Genomic DNA, 15,467 nt, shown 5'->3' on the forward strand with positions numbered 1-15,467 from the left:
GCTATCCTGGGCGACAACCTCCATAGTCCCCCTGAAAGGTCGTCATGACGGCGAGTTCTCCGCTCCAGACCCGCCGCGGCGCGATCGCCGCGGGCCTGATCACCAGCGTCCTGGCCGCGACACGCGCCGAGGCCCTCCCCGCGGGCGAGGATCCGAGTCAGGGGATCACCGGCGGCCCCGACGACTGGGCGTTCCTGGTCGGGCGCTGGAAGGTCCAGCATCGCCGCTTGAAGGAACGGCTGGTCGGCAGCACGCAGTGGGAGGATTTCGCCGGCACCTGCGTCAACTGGCCCCTGATGGACGGCCAGGGCAATGTCGACGACAACGTGCTGGAGCTGCCGGGCGGGACCTATCGCGGCGTCGGCGTCCGGGCCTTCGACAGCCAGACGCGCCAATGGTCGATCTGGTGGATCGACTCACGCCTCGCGACAATCGACCCGCCGGTGCGGGGCGGCTTCAAGGACGGCGTCGGGACGTTCATCGGCGCCGACACCTACAAGGGGCAGCCCGTCACGGTGCGCTTCCGCTGGTCGGAGCTCACCGCCAACACGGCGAAATGGGACCAGGCCTTCTCGACCGACGGCGGCAAGACCTGGGAGACCAACTGGCTGATGTGGTTCACCCGGGCGCCCGCCTAGGCTCCACGCGGCGGCCAGCTACCGCGCCGTCTTCTCCACCAGGTCCGCCAGCTTCTCGGCCGCGTCGGGCGTGGCCACTTTCCGCGCCCCCGCCGCCATGCGGCCCAGGCGTTCGGGGTCCTTGAGCAGGGCGTTCAGCGCCCCGGCCATGGCGTCGACGGTCAGTTCGTCTTCCAGGCACACGGCGGCGGCGCCGGCCTCTTCCAACTGGCGGGCGTTGAAGCGCTGGTGGTCGTCGGCGGCGATCTTCAGCGGGATCAGGATCGACGGGCGGCCGGCGACCGCCAGCTCGCAGCAGGTCGAGGCGCCGGCCCGGCCGATCACCAGGTGGGCCTGGCGCAGATAGCCGGCCATGTCGCGGAAGAACGGCGCGACCTCGCACTCGACCATGGCGTTGCGATAGATCTTGCGGGCGCCTTCCATGCTCTCGGCGCGGGCCTGCTGGAACACCTTCAGGCGGCCGCGCAGGTCCTCGGGCAGCTTGGCGACGGCCTCGGGGATCAGCTCGGACAGCAGGCGCGCGCCCTGGCTGCCGCCGGTGACCAGGATGCGCAGCTGCACCTCGGGCGGCAGGTAGGGCACGTCGTAGAGGGCCCGGATCGCCGGCCGCACGGGATTGCCGACCACGTGGGCGCGGGCCTTCACGGCCGGCTTGGCCAGCTCCAGGGTCGGGAACGCGCAGGCGACTTCGTTGACCTTGGGGGCGAGATAGCGGTTCACGCGGCCCAGCACCGCGTTCTGCTCATGGATCACGGTCGGGCGCTTCTGGCCCACGGCGGCCAGCAGGGCCGGCAGGGCGGGATAGCCGCCGAAGCCGACGACCACGGCCGGGTCCAGCCGCTTGAAGGCGGCCTTGGCCTGGCCGACGCCCTGCATGACAACGATCCCGGCCTTGAGCATGCCGATCGGGTCGCCGGACTTGGCGGTGGCGGCCGACAGCGCCAGGCGCTCCTCGGCGGGGAACTTGTCGGCGTAGAGCGCGCCGCGCTCGTCGGTGGCCAGCACGATGCGCCAGCCGCGCGCGGCCAGGGTCTCGGCCAGGGCCTGGGCGGGGAACAGGTGCCCGCCGGTGCCCCCGGCGGCGACGACTGCCAGCTTGTTCATTTAACTGCGGCTCCGATACGCGAGCGGTTCATGGGCGAGAGGCCCTCAACAAGAATGGCTGCGACAAGACGGGCCTCCTTGAGAGCGCTCAGTCCAGGCCCCCAGCCTGATCGAACTCTCCCGCTCCGCCATAGGCCCCCGGACGCTTGCGCGTCAACGCCAGGGCCATGCCCAGGGTCAGGCCCATGGCCAGCATCGACGAGCCGCCATACGAGATGAAGGGCAAGGTCATGCCCTTGGTCGGGATCATGTTGAGGTTCACCGCCACGTTGATGAACGCCTGCTGGCCCACCAGCACGAACAGACCCGAGGCGGCCACCTGCTCGAAGGTGTCGGAAAGCTTCATCGCCTTGTAGAGCCCGCGCACCACGATGAAGGCGAACAGGGTGATCAGGGCCAGGGAGAACACCAGGCCGTATTCCTCGGCGGCGACCGAATAGATGAAGTCGGTGTGCAGGTCGGGCACGTGACGCTTCATGACGCCCTCGCCCGGGCCGCGCCCGAACAGGCCGCCGGCATGGATGGCCTCGGCGGCGCGGGTGATCTGGTGGGTGTCGGCCTGGTCGGGGCTGAGGAACTTCTGCACCCGGGCATGGACGTGGTCGAACAGGAAATAGGTCGACATCAGCCCGCCGACCGCCACGGCGCCCAGGCCCATGATCCACGAGATCGGCACCCCGGCCATCCAGAAGGCGGCCCCGAAAGCGATGGTGATCAGCACGGTCTGGCCGACGTCGGGCTGGATCAGCAGCAGGGCCACGGCGACGAAATACAGGAAGAAGGCGATCGAGACGCCCGGCACCCCCTCGCCCTTCTGGCCCTCGGCGAACATCCAGGAGACCAGCACGATCAGGGCCGGCTTCATGAATTCCGACGGCTGGAACGTGAAGCCGCCGATCAGCAGCCAGCGGGCCGCGCCCTTGGCGCTGTGGCCGATGAACGGCAGGGCCGCCATCACCCCGATCGCCAGGAGGTAGATGAAGAAGGCCGAGCGCCGGATGCCCTTGGGGCTGAGCATCGACACCGACAGCACGATGAAGGCCGCGCCCAGGCCGAACACGCACTGGCGCACGGCGAAGTGGAACTGGTCGTCCAGGCCGATCCGCGCGGCCGCGGCCGGGCTGGAGGCGAACGACAGCAGCACGCCCACGGTGACCAGGATCGCGGTGGCGCCCAGCAGCCAGCGATCGGTCGTCCACCACCAGACGCCGAGCCGCGAACGGTCGGTGCGGGCGAAGGCGTGGGTGGTCTGGAACGTCATGGCCGGAGGGTCGGAGTTTAGGGTTAAGCGAGTGTTGTTGTTGAGCTTGGAAGCCGTGTGGCGAATGGACTCAAACTTGCCCCACCTGGCGGCTACGCCGCCGTCCGTCCCCATGGGGGCGGAGGAGCCGCGCTCGTGAACCTCTTCCCCCTCTGGGGGAAGACGGTCGCGCAGCGACCCGTAGGGGACAAGTGTCAGCCGCCGAAAACTAGGCCCTTTTCGCCGAAGCCGGAGCCTTGCCCAGCCCATTCACCGCCGCGCGGAACGCCTCGCCCCGCTGCTCGAAGTCGGCGAACTGGTCGAACGAGGCGCAGGCGGGCGAGAGCAGGACGATGGCCTCCTCGCCGCTGGCGGCCGCGTCGGCGTAGGCGGCGGCCACGGCGGTCTCGATGTCGCCGCACTGGCGCACCGGGGCCTTGCCCTCCAGGGTCTTGCCGAAGTCCTCGGCCGCCTGGCCGACCAGATAGGCGGTGGCGACGCGCGGGAACAGGTCGACCAGATCGTCGATGCCGCCGGCCTTGGCCACGCCGCCGGCGATCCAGTAGAACTTGGGATAGCTGGACATCGCCTGGCGAGCGGCGTCGGCGTTGGTGGCCTTGCTGTCGTTGACGAAGCGGACCTTGCCGATCTTGCCGACCGTCTCCATCCGATGGGCCAGGCCCGGGAAGCTCATCAGGCCGTCGACGGCCTGGTGCGGCGGGATGCCCAGGGCGCGGGCGGCGGCGTAGGCGGCCGCGGCGTTCTGCCAGTTGTGGCGGCCCGGCAGGCTTCTGGCGCGAAGAAGATCGGCCATCTCGGTGACCCGCTCGCCGGTGGCGTCGTACAGCACGCCCTGCAGGGCGTAGACGCCGCGGCCCATGGCCTTGCCGGCGCTGATCGGCCAGATGGTCCGGCGGTTGGCGGCGGTGATCTCGGTGCAGATCTGCTGGCACCAGGGATCGTCGACGCCGATGATCGCCGTGTCGCCCTTGCCCTGGTTCAGGAAGATCCGGCGCTTGGCGGCGATATAGCCGTCCATGCCGCCGTGGCGGTCCAGGTGGTCGGGCGAAATGTTCAGCAGCACCACGGCGTCGGGCTTGAGGCTGGAGGTCAGGTCCAGCTGGTAGGACGACAGCTCCAGCACGAAGACCGCGCCGCCGTGCATGTCCTCCAGGCCCAGCACGCCCTCGCCGATATTGCCGCCCACCCGGGTGTCGCGCCCGGCCTGGCGGCACAGGTGGCCGATCAGGGCGGTGGTGGTCGACTTGCCGTTGGTGCCGGTGATGGCGACGATCTTGGGCTTCTTGTGCTCGGGCGCGGCGTTGACCGTGCGGGCGAACAGCTCGATGTCGCCCAGGATCTCGACCCCGGCGGCCTTGGCCTTGCCGACCGTCCAGTGCGGCTTGGGATGGGTCAGCGGCACGCCCGGCGACAGCATCAGGGCGGCGAACTGGCTCCAGTCGGCGGTGGTCAGGTCGACGACGTTCAGGCCCTCGGCCACGGCGGCCTGGCGGCTCTCGGGCTTCTCGTCCCACAGCGCCACCTTGGCCCCGCCGGCGATCAGCGCGCGCGCGGCCGTCAGCCCCGTCCGGCCCAGGCCGAACACGGCGACGGTCTTGCCCTCGAAACCGCGGACCGGGATCATGGCGCGCCCTCTCCTATCTCAGCTTCAGGGTGGCGAGGCCGACGAAGCTGAGCATCATCGCCACGATCCAGAAGCGGACCACGACGGTGCTCTCGGCCCAGCCGAGCTTCTCGAAATGGTGGTGGATCGGCGCCATCAGGAAGATGCGCTTCTTGGTCTTCTTGAAGTAGGCGACCTGGATCATCACGCTCAGCGCCTCGGCGACGAACAGGCCGCCGACGATGCCCAGGACCAGCTCGTGCTTGGCGCAGACCGCGATCGAGCCCAGGGCCCCGCCGAGAGCCAGCGAACCGGTGTCGCCCATGAAGATCTTGGCCGGCGGGGCGTTGTACCAGAGGAAGCCCATGCCCCCGCCGATGATCGCGCCGCAGACCACGGCCAGCTCGCCGACGCTGGGCACGAAGTGCAGGTTCAGATAGCCGGCGAACTTGTAGTTGCCCACCAGGTAGGCGATCAGGCCGAAGGTCGAGGCGGCGAACATCACCGGCACGATGGCCAGGCCGTCCAGGCCGTCGGTCAAGTTCACGGCGTTGGAGAAGCCGGCGATCGTGACCGCGGCGAAGGCCACGTAGAACCAGCCCATGTTGATCACCAGGTTCTTCAGGATCGGGAAGACCAGCGAGGTCTCCAGGCCCGGGGTCATCTGGGACTTGGGCGCGAACAGGATCAGCGCCACGGCGGCCAGGATCGAGATGATGAACTGGGCGATCAGCTTCTGGCCGCTGGAGAGCCCGGCGGTCGTCTGCTTGGTGACCTTGGCGTAGTCGTCCATGAAGCCCAGCACGCCGAAGGCGGCGGTGATGCCCAGCACCACCCAGACGTGGACGTTGCGCAGGTCGGCGAACAGCAGCGAGCCGACGAACAGGCCGGCCAGGATCATGAAGCCGCCCATGGTGGGCGTACCGGCCTTCTCGGTGACGTGGCGGGCGATGCCGTCGGTGCGGATCGGCTGGCCCTTGCCCTGCTTGGCCTTCATCCAGCGGATGAAGCGCGAGCCCATGGCCACGGCCACGACATAGGCCGTCAGCATCGACATGCCGGTTCGGAAGGTCAGGTATTTCAGCAGGTTGAGGACCGGAACGTGCTCGTGCCCGCCCTGCGAGAGCCAATTATAGAGGAAATACAGCATCAGCCCTGTCCCTGGAGGTCGAGCGCGCCCAAGGCGGCGGCCACGGCCCCGGCCTTCGACCCATTCGATCCCTTCACCATCACCACGTCCCCCGCCCGCATCGCCGAAACGACCTGGGGCGCGAGTTCGGCGGCGCTCTGGGCGTACCCGCCTCGCCGAGTCGGCGGAAGCGCTTCCCATAAAGATTTCATTAACGGTCCGCCGCAGAACACCAGATCGATGTCGGCGGCGGCGATCGGCGCGGCCAGGTCGCCATGGAAGCGGGCGCTCTGCGGGCCCAGCTCCAGCATGTCGGTCAGAACCACGATCCGGCGGCCGGCCACCTTGCGGGCGCCCAGGGTGGCCAGGGCGGCCTGCATCGAGACGGGATTGGCGTTGTAGCTCTCGTCGACCAAGGTGAAGGTCCCGCCGGGCAGGTGGACCAGACGCTCGGCGCCGCGGCCCTCGATCGGCTCGAACTCGGCCAGGGCCGCCAGGGCGGTCTCGCGGTCGACGTCCAGGGCCTCGAGCATCAGCAGCACGCATAGGCTATTGAGGCCCCAGTGGACGCCGGTCTGCAGGATAGGGAAGCTGAGGGTCTCGCCGCGCACGACGGCGGTGATGGTCGCGCCGTTCGGGCCGGCGGCGAAGCCGGTCAGCTGGGCGGTGACGCCCTCGCCCGCGCCGAAGCTCCAGACCTGGGCGCCGGCCTTCTCGGCCTCGGCCTTCAGCAGCGGGAACCAGGGATTGTCGGCGTTCAGCACGGCGACGCCGTTGGGCTCCATGCCGGCGAAGATCTCGGCCTTGGCGCGGGCGACGCCCTCCTCGCCGTCGGCGAAGTTCTCCAGGTGGACCGGGCCCACGGTGGTGATGGCGACCGCATGGGGCCGGATGAAGTCCGACAGCGGCGTGATCTCGTCGGCGTGGTTCATGCCGACCTCGAACACCGCCCGCTGGGTGTCGCGCGGCATGCGCGCCAGGGTCAGCGGCACGCCGATGTGGTTGTTGTACGACTTGACCGAGGCGTGGGCCTTGCCCGCCCGGCGCAGGCCGGCCTCGACGGCGCGGGTGACGCTGGTCTTGCCGACCGAGCCGGTGACCGCGCCGCGCCGGGCCTGGGGCGCGCGCTCGCGGGCGGCGACGCCCAGGCGCTCCAGGCCCCGGAAGGTGTCCTCGACCAGCACCGCGGGAATGGCGACGGGCTTGGAGACCAGCGCCCCGGCCGCGCCCTTGTCGGCGGTCTGGACCACGAACTCATGGCCGTCGCGCGCGCCCGACAGGGCCACGAACAGGTCGCCCGGCTCGATGCTGCGGCTGTCGATCGACACGCCGGTGGCTTCGAAGTCGGCCAGCACCCGGCCCTGGGTCGCGGCGGCGATCTCGTGGGCGGTCCACAGGGGAACGATCTTGGCGGCGTCAGGCATGGACGGCCTCCAGCGCCTTGGCGGTTTCGGTCACGTCGTCGAACGGATGGTTCACGCCGGCCACCAACTGGCCCTGCTCGTGGCCCTTGCCGGCCACCACCAGCACGTCGCCGTCGGCCAGCAGCGACGCGCCGGCCCGGATGGCTTCGCGACGGTCGCCATATTCCTTCGCGCCCGGCGCGGCGGCCAGGATGGCGGCGCGGATCGAGGCGGGCTCCTCGGAGCGGGGATTGTCGTCGGTGACGATGGCCACGTCGGCCAGACGGGCGGCGATCTCGCCCATCAAGGGTCGTTTGCCGCGGTCGCGGTCGCCGCCGGCCCCGAACACCACGATCAGCTTGCCGCGGGTGTGGGGACGCAGGGCGGCCAGCACCGTCTCAAGCCCATCGGGGGTGTGGGCGTAGTCGACATAGGCCTCGCCGCCGCGCGCGCCGGTTCCGACCCGCTGCAGCCGGCCGGCCGCGCCTTCGAGGGTGGCCAGGGCGGCGATGGTCGCGTCGAGGTCCTCGCCGGTGGCCAGGACCAGGCCCGCGGCGACCAGGACGTTGGAGGCCTGGAAGTCGCCGGCCAGCGGCAGCAGCACGTCGAACTCGCGGCCCTGGGCGGCGATCTTCAGGCGCTGGCCTTGCGGCACGGGGGTGCGCGAGACCAGCGTCAGCCCCTGCCCTTCATGACCGACCGACAGGACGGTCTGGCCCGAGGTGACGGCGGCCGAGGCGAAGGCCGGGAAGGCGTCGCTGTCGGCGTTCAGAACGGCGGTGCGGGCGCGCGGCAGCAGGGTCTCGAACAGCCGCAGCTTGGCCGCCCGGTAGCAGCCCATGGTGCCGTGATAGTCCAGGTGGTCCTGGGTGAAGTTGGTGAAGCCGGCGGCGGCCAGGCGCACGCCGTCCAGGCGGCGCTGGTCGATGCCGTGCGACGAGGCCTCGACCGCCAGATGAGTGACGCCCATGGCCGCCAGCTTGGCCATCATTTCCGCGACGTCGGCCGCGTCCGGCGTGGTCAGGCCCGGCGGGGTCAGTTGCTGGTCCGGCGCGCCCGGTGCGCTGACCACGACGCCCAGGGTGCCCATGCTCGCCGCCTTATGGCCGAGCCGGGCATAGATCTGGCGGCAGAAGCCGGCGACCGAGGTCTTGCCGTTGGTGCCGGTCACCGCCACGCAGGTCGCCGGCTGCTCGGCCCAGAACTGGGCGGCCGCCAGGGCGTAGGCGCGGCGCAGGTCGCCGGCGTGGACGACGGGAACCGACAGGCCCTCGACGTCGTCCGGGGCCAGCACGGCCGCCGCGCCGGAGGCGATCGCGCCGGGGATGAAGCTGCGACCGTCGGCCTTGCTGCCCGGCAGGGCCGCGAACAGGAATCCTTCACGCACCTTGCGGCTGTCGGCGGTGACCCCGGTGATCACGGGATCGACCTCGCACGGCCGGTTCAGAATCTGCGAAAGGGTCTTGCTCAAAGTCCCGCCTCCGAAGCGGCTTGCGGCGACTGGGCCACGGTGAAGATGTCGCTCTGCCGGCGGACGCCGAGGAACGGAGCGATGCGGTCGATAACACGGCCGGCGGCCGGCGCGGCCACCCAGCCGCCGGTCGAGAAGCCGGCGGTCCTGGCGTTGCCCTTGGGCTCGTCCAGCAGCACCAGCACGAAGTAGCGGTCGGCCTCGACCGGCCCCTCGGTCGGGAACACCGCGGCGAACGACGAGACCTGGCGCTGGTGGTTATAACCCCGGATCGCCGGGTCGTACTTCTCGCCGGTGCCGGTTTTGCCGCCGACCGACAGGCCTGGAATGTTGGCCGACTTGCCGCTGCCGCCGGTGACGTTGGCGCGCATGATCCGCAGCATCTGCTGGGAGGTCTCTTCCGAGACGGCGCGCGGGGCTTCCGGACGCACGCCCTGGGCCAGCTTGTGGATGGTCAGCGGCTGCAGCGTGCCGCCGTTCAGCACCGCGCCCATCGCCTGGGCCAGGGCGAGGGGCGAGACGTTGATGCCGTGGCCGAACGAGGTCGAGGCCACCGCGTCGTCGTCCCACTTCTTCGGGGTCAGCGGGCGGGCCGACTCCAGCAGCTCGACCTTGGCCGGCTTGGTCAGGCCCAGGGCCGTGAAATAGCGGCTCAGGCGCTCGCCGCCGATGCGCTCGGCCAGCATGGCGGTGCCGATGTTGGACGAGTGCTGGAACACCTCGACCAGGGTCAGGATCTTCCGCGCGGCGTGGAAGTCGTGGATCGTCCGGTAGCCCAGCTTGAAGGGCTCGCGGGCGTCGAAGGTCGAGGCCGTGGTCGCCGCGCCGGTGTCCAGGCCGATGGCCACGGTGAAGGCCTTGAAGGTCGAGCCCATCTCATAGACCGAGGCGGCTGCGTGATTGGTCATCTGCTCGGCGGACGCCTGGTCCAGCCGGTTGGGGTCGTAGTCCGGGAAGCTGGTCATGCCGAGGATCTCCCCGGTATGGACGTTGGTCACGATGCCGACGGCGCCCTTGGCCTGGAACTCGATCGCGGCCTTGCGGACCTCGTCCTCCAGGGCGGCCTGGACGCGCAGGTCGATCGACAGCGGGATCGCGCCGTCCGGTCCCTTGGCGGCGGCCTCGCGCACCGACTTGTCCAGAGCCTTCTCGACGCCGGACAGGCCCTTGCCGCCCTTGTCGACGAAGCCGATGAAGTGGGCGGCGCTGGAGCCCAGCGGATAGACCCGGGCGGCCTGTTCCTCGAACTCGACGCCGGGCAGGCCCAGGTCGAAGATCGCGTCCTTCTCGGCCGGGGTCATGCCGCCGACCACGAAGCTGCGGCGGTCGGAGAGCACAGCCTGGTCCAGGCGCTTGGCCGGAACCGCCGGCAGGGCCTTGCCCAGGGCCCGGCGCGTGGCCTTGGCGTCCCAGACGTCCTTGGGATTGATGTAGAGGGCGTAGTGGGTCAGGTCGACGGCCAGCAGCTGGCCGTTGCGGTCGACCAGGTCGCCCCGCGCCCCGTCGGTGGAGGCCAGATAGCCGTTGCCGCCCACCTTGGAGAACACCGCCGCCCAGGTCGCGCCCAGGGCCAGCACGGTGAAGGCCAGGCCGAAGATGGCCATGACGAAGAAGATGCGGATGCGGGTGTCGTCCTGCGGCCGGGCGGCGGCGCGCGAGCGCTCGAAGGCGTGCTCCAGCCGCCAGACCCGTTCGATCAGCCAGCGCCAGGCCGCGGGCGCGCCGCCGGGAGCGAGGTTGGCCAGGCTCATCGCGGAGCCTCCCCAGAGGGCGCCTGGCCGGTCGCAGGCTGGGGCGGCGGATAGTCGTCCGGCGTCGCCTCGGGCGCCTCCGCCGAGGCCGCCTCGTTGTTCGCCGCCGCCGTCGGCGAGGCCGGGGCGTGGGCGGCGGGCGCGTGGCGCGCCACGTCGATCAGGGCGTCCTCGGTCGTCTCGTGTTCGGGGCTGATCGGCGCCAGCTGCAGCTGCTGAGCCAGTTGCTCGATGCGGCGCGGCTGCTCCAGGTAGGCGACCTCGGCCTTGAGCAGGCGGACGCGGGCCTTCTCCTGGACGATCTGCTCCTCGACCGAGGCGATCTGGGCCCGCTCGCGGCCGGCGAAGGTCTTGGCCATGTAGACGCCCAGGACCAGGATCAGCAGGATGGTCAGGCAGACCAGCTCGACGACCCGGAAGCCCCGCACGCGGCGGTCGAAGATGCTCGACAGGCTCATGCGGCGCTCCAGACGGGAGCTTGGGTGCGCACGGCGGCGCGCAGCTTGGACGACCGGGCGCGCGGATTGACCGCCAGCTCGGCCTCGCCCGGCGCGATGGCCTTGGACGAGATCAGCTGGAAGCTGGGCGGGGCGCCGGCTTCGACCGGCGGCGCGTGGCGCGATCCGCCGGGCGTGCGGCCCGCGCGTTCGGCCAGGAAATTCTTGACGATCCGGTCTTCCAGCGAGTGGAAGGTGACCACCGCCAGGCGGCCGCCGGGCTTCAGCACGCGCTCGGCGGCCACGAGGCCGGCCTCCAGCTCTTCCAGCTCGGCGTTGACGGCGATCCGCAGGCCTTGGAACGAGCGGGTGGCGGGGTGGACCTTGGCGCCCTTGCGACCGCCCAGGGCGCGCTCGATCACGTGGGCCAGGTCCAGGGTGCGGGTGAACGGACGCTCACCCCGACGCTTGACGATGAAGCTGGCGATGCGGCGCGAGGCGTGCTCCTCGCCATAGACGTAGAGGATGCGGGCCAGCTCGACCTGATCCAGCTCGTTGACCAGATCGGCGGCGGTGGGGCCGTCGGCGCCCATGCGCATGTCCAGAGGACCGTCGCGCATGAAAGAGAAACCGCGCTCAGCCTCGTCGAGCTGCATGGAGGAAACGCCAAGATCCAGGGTGACGCCGTCGACCGACGCATCCTCCAGATACTCGGTGATTTGCGAAAAGCGGTCCTGAATCAACCGAAAGCGACTATCCGTCGCGGAAGAATTGGCCGTCGCGGCGAACTCGGCGGCGAAGCGAGCGACGCTGGGATCGCGGTCAAAGGCGATGACCGAGGCCCCCGTCGCCAGGATGGCGCGGGTGTAGCCGCCGGCCCCGAAGGTGCCGTCGACGACCACGTCGCCGGGCCCCGAGGCCAAAGCGCCGACCACCTCGTCGAGCAGCACCGAGACGTGCGGCGCGCCGGGCTCCCGGACGGTTTCCTGGTCGCTCATGCCGCGCCCCCGATCCGGGCGGTGCGCTGCTGGGCGCGCATGGCGGCCAGGCCGTCGCGGGCCAGTTCGCGCTGGGCGGCGCGGTGGGCCTGGAAGGCCTCGCGCGACCAGATCTGGAACCGCTCGCCCAGGCCGACCACGGCGACCCAGTCGGTCAGGCCGAACATCTCGCACAGGGTGTCGGGAAGCGTGATGCGGCCGGCGGTGTCGAACGACAGCCGCGCCATGCCGCCCAGCACGCTAGTCTCCAGGGCCGAGCGCAGGGGATCGCCGAACGGCAGCTCGTCGATCACGCCCTGGTAACGGTCGAACAGGCTTTTTCCGCCGGCTTCCAGGCAGTCGGCCTCGATGGAGGGGAAGCAGAAGATCCCGTCGAACGGACCCGAGAGCGCGGCGCGGAAGTCCTGCGGCACGACGATGCGCCGCTTGCTGTCCAGCTGCTTCTCGAACGTCGAGAGAAACACCTCGCCTACCCCTGTTTAAGCCCGCCGCCGGACGCCCTGCCACGATCGCTCCGGCAGAAGTGGGTTAACATGGGATTGATTGGGACACAATGACACCAACGGCCGTTTAGCCGTCAAAACAAAGGTGTCGCGGCGCTCTTTCACAGAGCGCTAGAATCTATCCACAGAACATACATGGAACTTGTTAAGACTTGCGGCGCGCTAGACTCTGCGCGAGTCCCTTGCGGATAAGGGAACCCACGGCCGCGCTGTCGACGTCTTGGGGAGAAGTGGGGCTGAAACCCACTTTTTCGTGGCCCCGATGCGGGGCGAATGGACCAGATGGTCTGTAAGCCGGGTTCTGTCTGACGCCCGCCCCTCCCGAAAGAAAGACGACCGCGAGACGGCCATTCCTCTGGACCGCCCATCGCTGGACGGTTCTCGCGACCTACCCGGACCCTCTCAGCCAGTGACGGCCTATCCGACGCGAGGCCGGCGCGGGGTCCCTATTCGGTCTTGCTCCAGGCGGGGCTTGCCATGCCGTCCCTGTTGCCAGGTCCGCGGTGGGCTCTTACCCCACCCTTTCACCCTTCCCGCCCCGGAGGGAGGAGGTTTGCTTTCTGTGGCGCTATCCCTGGGATCGCTCCCGGCGGGCGTTACCCGCCGCCTTGTCACCGTGGAGCCCGGACTTTCCTCGACATCCGAAGATGCCGCGGCCGCCCGACCATCTGGTCCGGGGGTTGTGTGACGGTTGGGAGCGTTGGGGTCAAGCCGTGGCGCGAATTCCTCGTCCTTCGACAAGCTCAGGATGAGGAATTCGAATGTCGGCTTCGCGAAGTCGTCCTCATCCTGAGCCTGTCCAAGGACGAGGGCGGGCCCGCAGGCATCGCTCAACGAGACCTAGGGATCTCGCATCAACCCCGCGATCGGATGATCGCCCAGCGCCGCGACCACGCCGGCCCGCTCGGCGGCGGTCCTGTTCTGCGACAGCTTCCAGGTCCCTTCCAGGCGCTCGACGCTGAGCCGGCAGCCGATGACGCCGCGCATCATGGTCTCGAAGCGGCCGGGGCTCATCTTGGCGCGGGTCCAGGGCGTCTTGGGCAGGAGCCGCGCCTCCTCCTGGGCCGAGAGGTCGTCGAGCAAGGCCACGAACTCGGCGTCGCTGAGCGGCGCGACCAGGCCCTCGGCCTCGGCCGAGACGTAGTTCCAGGTCGGTACATGGTCCTCCGTGCCGTACCAGTCGGGACTGACATAGGCGTCCGGACCGGTCGCCAGGGCCACGGCGCGGAAGCCCTGGACCACGTAGGGCGCCAGGGCGTTGCCGCGCGACAGGTGGAAGTCCAGCGCCACCTCGCCGAAGTCCAGTTCGCGGACCACCACCGGCGCCTGGGCGGTGAATGGCCGCCCGCCCACCGCCGCCGCGATCGTCACGAACGGACGCGCGCGGAAGAAGCCGAGCAACGTCTCGCGGTCGTCGACGTGGAACGGCTTGGCAGGATGCATCAGCCGGCGGCCCGCAGCAGGGCCACCAGCCGGGCCCGGGTCTCGCCGTCGGCGACGCCGTCGAAGCGGGTCTGCAGCCAGTGGCGCTGGAAGGCGGCGACCACGGTCTCGGTCCACTCATCGTACTGGCCGGACGGCGGACAGTTGTAGCCCAGGCGGGTCAGGCCGGCCTGCAGGGCGAAGACGCCGGTCCCCTCCTCGCCCTGGCCCAGCGGCGCGCCGGGCGACGGCGGCGGCTCGACCCACAGGCCGTGGCCGGCCTCGGCCAGACGCTTCCAGGGGAACAGCTCGCCCGGATCGATCTTGCGGCCGGGGGCGATGTCGGAGTGGCCGATGATCATGTCGTCGTCGATCATCCAGCGCGAGCGAATGTCGGCCAGCAGGTTGATCACCGCGGCGATCTGGGCGTCGGGGAACGGGCGATAGCCGAACTCGTGGCCGGGATTGACGATCTCGACGCCGATCGAGGCCGAGTTGATGTCCTTGACGCCCCTCCAGAAGGCGGCCCCGGCGTGCCAGGCGCGGCGCTCCTCGGGCACCAGGCGGAAGATCCGGCCATCCTCCTCGACCAGATAGTGGGCCGAGACCTTGGCTTCGGGGTCGCACAGCCGCGCCAGGGCGGCCGGGCCGGTCTCCATGCCGGTGTAGTGCAGGACGACGCAGTCGGGCACGGCCTTGCGCGCGTCGAAGTTCGGCGACGGGGCGTCGATCAACGTCATTGAGAGCGGTTCCTCGTCAGCATCAGCAGCGGCATCACCTGGTTCTTGCGCAGGGCGATGATCAGCACCCCCACTAGCGCGAGCAGCGTGCCGATTCCCATGCGGGCGTCGAAATGATCGTGCGTGATCAGAACGCCCAGGCCAATGGTCATCAGCGGGGTCATCAGGGTCAGCGGCGCGACCAGATTGGCGTCGTGGCGTTGGATCAGGCCGTAATAGGCGGTGTGGGCCAGGACCGAGACGATCAGGGCCGAGAACAGCAGCGCCGCCAGGAACGGCCAGCCGGCCTTCAGGGCCAGGTCCAGGCCGCCGGGTTCGGTCGCCAGGCTCAGCAGGGCCAGGGGCGCGACCGAGGTGGCGCCGACCCAGGCCTGGAACTGCAGCGGTTTCACGCCCTCGATCTGCTTCATCATCACCGCGCCCAGCGAACCGGTGAACGCCGAGGCGACGATGAACCACAGGCCCGGCGACAGCTGCAGGCCGTGCGGGTTCCACATCACCACCACCGCGCCCGCCAGGGTCAGGGCGATGCCCAGGCCGCGTTTCCAGCGCACCTTCTCGCCCAGCATCAGCATCGACAGGAGCGTCGTGAACGGCACGCCCAGCTGGATCACCACCGCCGAGGCCGACGGCGAGGCGGTCTTGAAGCCCATGAACAGCAGGGCGAAGTTGCCCGCCCCCATCAGCAGACCCACGGTCACGATCCGCCAGGTCGGGCGCGGCGCGGGCAGCAGCCACGGCAGGGTCACCGCCGCGACGATGGCGAAACGCACCGCCGCATAGAACAGCGGCGGCACGCCCCAGTGGGCGACCACGATCTTGGAAATGATGTTGTTGCAGGCCCAGACCAGACAGACCAGGACCAGCAAACCAAAGTCGCGCAAAGACATGGGAATGACCGATACGCGCCGCTGACGAGGGTTTGCAATCAAAACCGATGACCGCCGACATCGTCTTGCGCGACGCCGCGGTTGACGGATGGGCTAAACGGTCGTTTGCTGGTGAAC

14 protein-coding genes and 1 other RNA gene are annotated in these 15,467 nt (G+C 69.9%); 1 reads left to right on the forward strand and 14 read right to left on the reverse strand.

Translation table 11 applies throughout. The features are described from left to right. Nucleotides 1–44: 44 nt before the first annotated feature. On the forward strand, nt 45–638 hold the full coding sequence (locus ASD21_RS05515) for a DUF1579 domain-containing protein (protein ID WP_200941396.1): 594 nt from the start codon (nt 45–47) through the stop codon (nt 636–638). A gap of 18 nt (nt 639–656) precedes the next feature. On the opposite strand, the gene murG is transcribed toward ASD21_RS05515, so the two are convergent. The 14 genes from murG to ASD21_RS05580 form a co-directional block, all read right to left on the reverse strand. Continuing rightward, the gene (gene murG, locus ASD21_RS05520) at nt 657–1,742 is read right to left on the reverse strand and encodes an undecaprenyldiphospho-muramoylpentapeptide beta-N-acetylglucosaminyltransferase (protein WP_056437940.1); all 1,086 of its coding nucleotides are present in this window, start codon (nt 1,740–1,742) and stop codon (nt 657–659) included. Nucleotides 1,743–1,830: 88 nt separating this feature from the next. Further along, nucleotides 1,831–3,003 carry a putative lipid II flippase FtsW gene (ftsW, locus tag ASD21_RS05525; protein WP_056437943.1) on the reverse strand — a complete coding sequence of 391 codons (1,173 nt, stop codon included), beginning with the start codon at nt 3,001–3,003 and terminating at the stop codon, nt 1,831–1,833. Nucleotides 3,004–3,211: 208 nt separating this feature from the next. Then, the gene (gene murD / locus ASD21_RS05530; RefSeq protein WP_056437945.1) at nt 3,212–4,627 is read right to left on the reverse strand and encodes a UDP-N-acetylmuramoyl-L-alanine--D-glutamate ligase; all 1,416 of its coding nucleotides are present in this window, start codon (nt 4,625–4,627) and stop codon (nt 3,212–3,214) included. Between the two features lie 13 nt (nt 4,628–4,640). Continuing rightward, entirely contained in the window at nt 4,641–5,756 is a 1,116-nt protein-coding gene (mraY, locus tag ASD21_RS05535) for a phospho-N-acetylmuramoyl-pentapeptide-transferase (RefSeq protein WP_056437948.1), read from the reverse strand. Continuing rightward, on the reverse strand, nt 5,756–7,159 hold the full coding sequence (locus tag ASD21_RS05540; protein ID WP_056437951.1) for a UDP-N-acetylmuramoyl-tripeptide--D-alanyl-D-alanine ligase: 1,404 nt from the start codon (nt 7,157–7,159) through the stop codon (nt 5,756–5,758). The genes mraY and ASD21_RS05540 overlap by 1 nt, the downstream gene beginning before the upstream one ends. Next, entirely contained in the window at nt 7,152–8,609 is a 1,458-nt protein-coding gene (locus ASD21_RS05545; RefSeq protein ID WP_056437952.1) for a UDP-N-acetylmuramoyl-L-alanyl-D-glutamate--2,6-diaminopimelate ligase, read from the reverse strand. Before ASD21_RS05545 ends, ASD21_RS05540 begins: the two co-directional genes overlap by 8 nt. After that, entirely contained in the window at nt 8,606–10,360 is a 1,755-nt protein-coding gene (locus ASD21_RS05550) for a peptidoglycan D,D-transpeptidase FtsI family protein (RefSeq protein WP_056437955.1), read from the reverse strand. The genes ASD21_RS05545 and ASD21_RS05550 overlap by 4 nt, the downstream gene beginning before the upstream one ends. Continuing rightward, nucleotides 10,357–10,818, reverse strand: coding sequence for a cell division protein FtsL (gene ftsL, locus ASD21_RS05555; protein ID WP_056437957.1), 462 nt, complete (start codon nt 10,816–10,818; stop codon nt 10,357–10,359). Before ftsL ends, ASD21_RS05550 begins: the two co-directional genes overlap by 4 nt. Then, complete coding sequence (gene rsmH / locus ASD21_RS05560) at nt 10,815–11,795, reverse strand: 16S rRNA (cytosine(1402)-N(4))-methyltransferase RsmH (RefSeq protein ID WP_056437960.1); 981 nt, start codon at nt 11,793–11,795, stop codon at nt 10,815–10,817. Before rsmH ends, ftsL begins: the two co-directional genes overlap by 4 nt. Beyond that, nucleotides 11,792–12,259 (reverse strand): division/cell wall cluster transcriptional repressor MraZ, encoded by a 468-nt coding sequence (locus ASD21_RS05565; protein WP_056437963.1) that lies wholly within the window; start codon nt 12,257–12,259, stop codon nt 11,792–11,794. The genes rsmH and ASD21_RS05565 overlap by 4 nt, the downstream gene beginning before the upstream one ends. A gap of 313 nt (nt 12,260–12,572) precedes the next feature. Continuing rightward, an RNA gene (gene rnpB, locus ASD21_RS05870) (RNase P RNA component class A) lies at nt 12,573–12,970 on the reverse strand. 168 nt (nt 12,971–13,138) lie between these two features. Then, nucleotides 13,139–13,741: an FMN-binding negative transcriptional regulator gene (locus tag ASD21_RS05570; RefSeq protein ID WP_056437967.1), complete on the reverse strand. Its 603-nt coding sequence runs from the start codon at nt 13,739–13,741 to the stop codon at nt 13,139–13,141. Continuing rightward, nucleotides 13,741–14,460 carry an N-acetylmuramoyl-L-alanine amidase gene (locus ASD21_RS05575; protein ID WP_056437972.1) on the reverse strand — a complete coding sequence of 240 codons (720 nt, stop codon included), beginning with the start codon at nt 14,458–14,460 and terminating at the stop codon, nt 13,741–13,743. The genes ASD21_RS05570 and ASD21_RS05575 overlap by 1 nt, the downstream gene beginning before the upstream one ends. Then, nucleotides 14,457–15,350, reverse strand: a complete 894-nt coding sequence (locus tag ASD21_RS05580; protein ID WP_056437975.1) for a DMT family transporter — start codon at nt 15,348–15,350, stop codon at nt 14,457–14,459. The genes ASD21_RS05575 and ASD21_RS05580 overlap by 4 nt, the downstream gene beginning before the upstream one ends. Between the last annotated feature and the right edge of the window lie 117 nt (nt 15,351–15,467).

It is taken from the genome of Caulobacter sp. Root1455 (assembly GCF_001426905.1).
Lineage (GTDB): Bacteria > Pseudomonadota > Alphaproteobacteria > Caulobacterales > Caulobacteraceae > Caulobacter.

Bases quoted from the DNA above. Each gene is read 5' to 3' on its own strand.
- ASD21_RS05575 (WP_056437972.1), bottom strand. From the start codon at position 14,460: ATGACGTTGATCGACGCCCCGTCGCCGAACTTCGACGCGCGCAAGGCC.
- ASD21_RS05515 (WP_200941396.1), top strand. From the start codon at position 45: ATGACGGCGAGTTCTCCGCTCCAGACCCGCCGCGGCGCGATCGCCGCG.
- murG (WP_056437940.1), bottom strand. From the start codon at position 1,742: ATGAACAAGCTGGCAGTCGTCGCCGCCGGGGGCACCGGCGGGCACCTG.
- mraY (WP_056437948.1), bottom strand. From the start codon at position 5,756: ATGCTGTATTTCCTCTATAATTGGCTCTCGCAGGGCGGGCACGAGCAC.
- ASD21_RS05550 (WP_056437955.1), bottom strand. From the start codon at position 10,360: ATGAGCCTGGCCAACCTCGCTCCCGGCGGCGCGCCCGCGGCCTGGCGC.
- ASD21_RS05570 (WP_056437967.1), bottom strand. From the start codon at position 13,741: ATGCATCCTGCCAAGCCGTTCCACGTCGACGACCGCGAGACGTTGCTC.
- rsmH (WP_056437960.1), bottom strand. From the start codon at position 11,795: ATGAGCGACCAGGAAACCGTCCGGGAGCCCGGCGCGCCGCACGTCTCG.
- murD (WP_056437945.1), bottom strand. From the start codon at position 4,627: ATGATCCCGGTCCGCGGTTTCGAGGGCAAGACCGTCGCCGTGTTCGGC.
- ftsW (WP_056437943.1), bottom strand. From the start codon at position 3,003: ATGACGTTCCAGACCACCCACGCCTTCGCCCGCACCGACCGTTCGCGG.
- ASD21_RS05540 (WP_056437951.1), bottom strand. From the start codon at position 7,159: ATGCCTGACGCCGCCAAGATCGTTCCCCTGTGGACCGCCCACGAGATC.
- ftsL (WP_056437957.1), bottom strand. From the start codon at position 10,818: ATGAGCCTGTCGAGCATCTTCGACCGCCGCGTGCGGGGCTTCCGGGTC.
- ASD21_RS05580 (WP_056437975.1), bottom strand. From the start codon at position 15,350: ATGTCTTTGCGCGACTTTGGTTTGCTGGTCCTGGTCTGTCTGGTCTGG.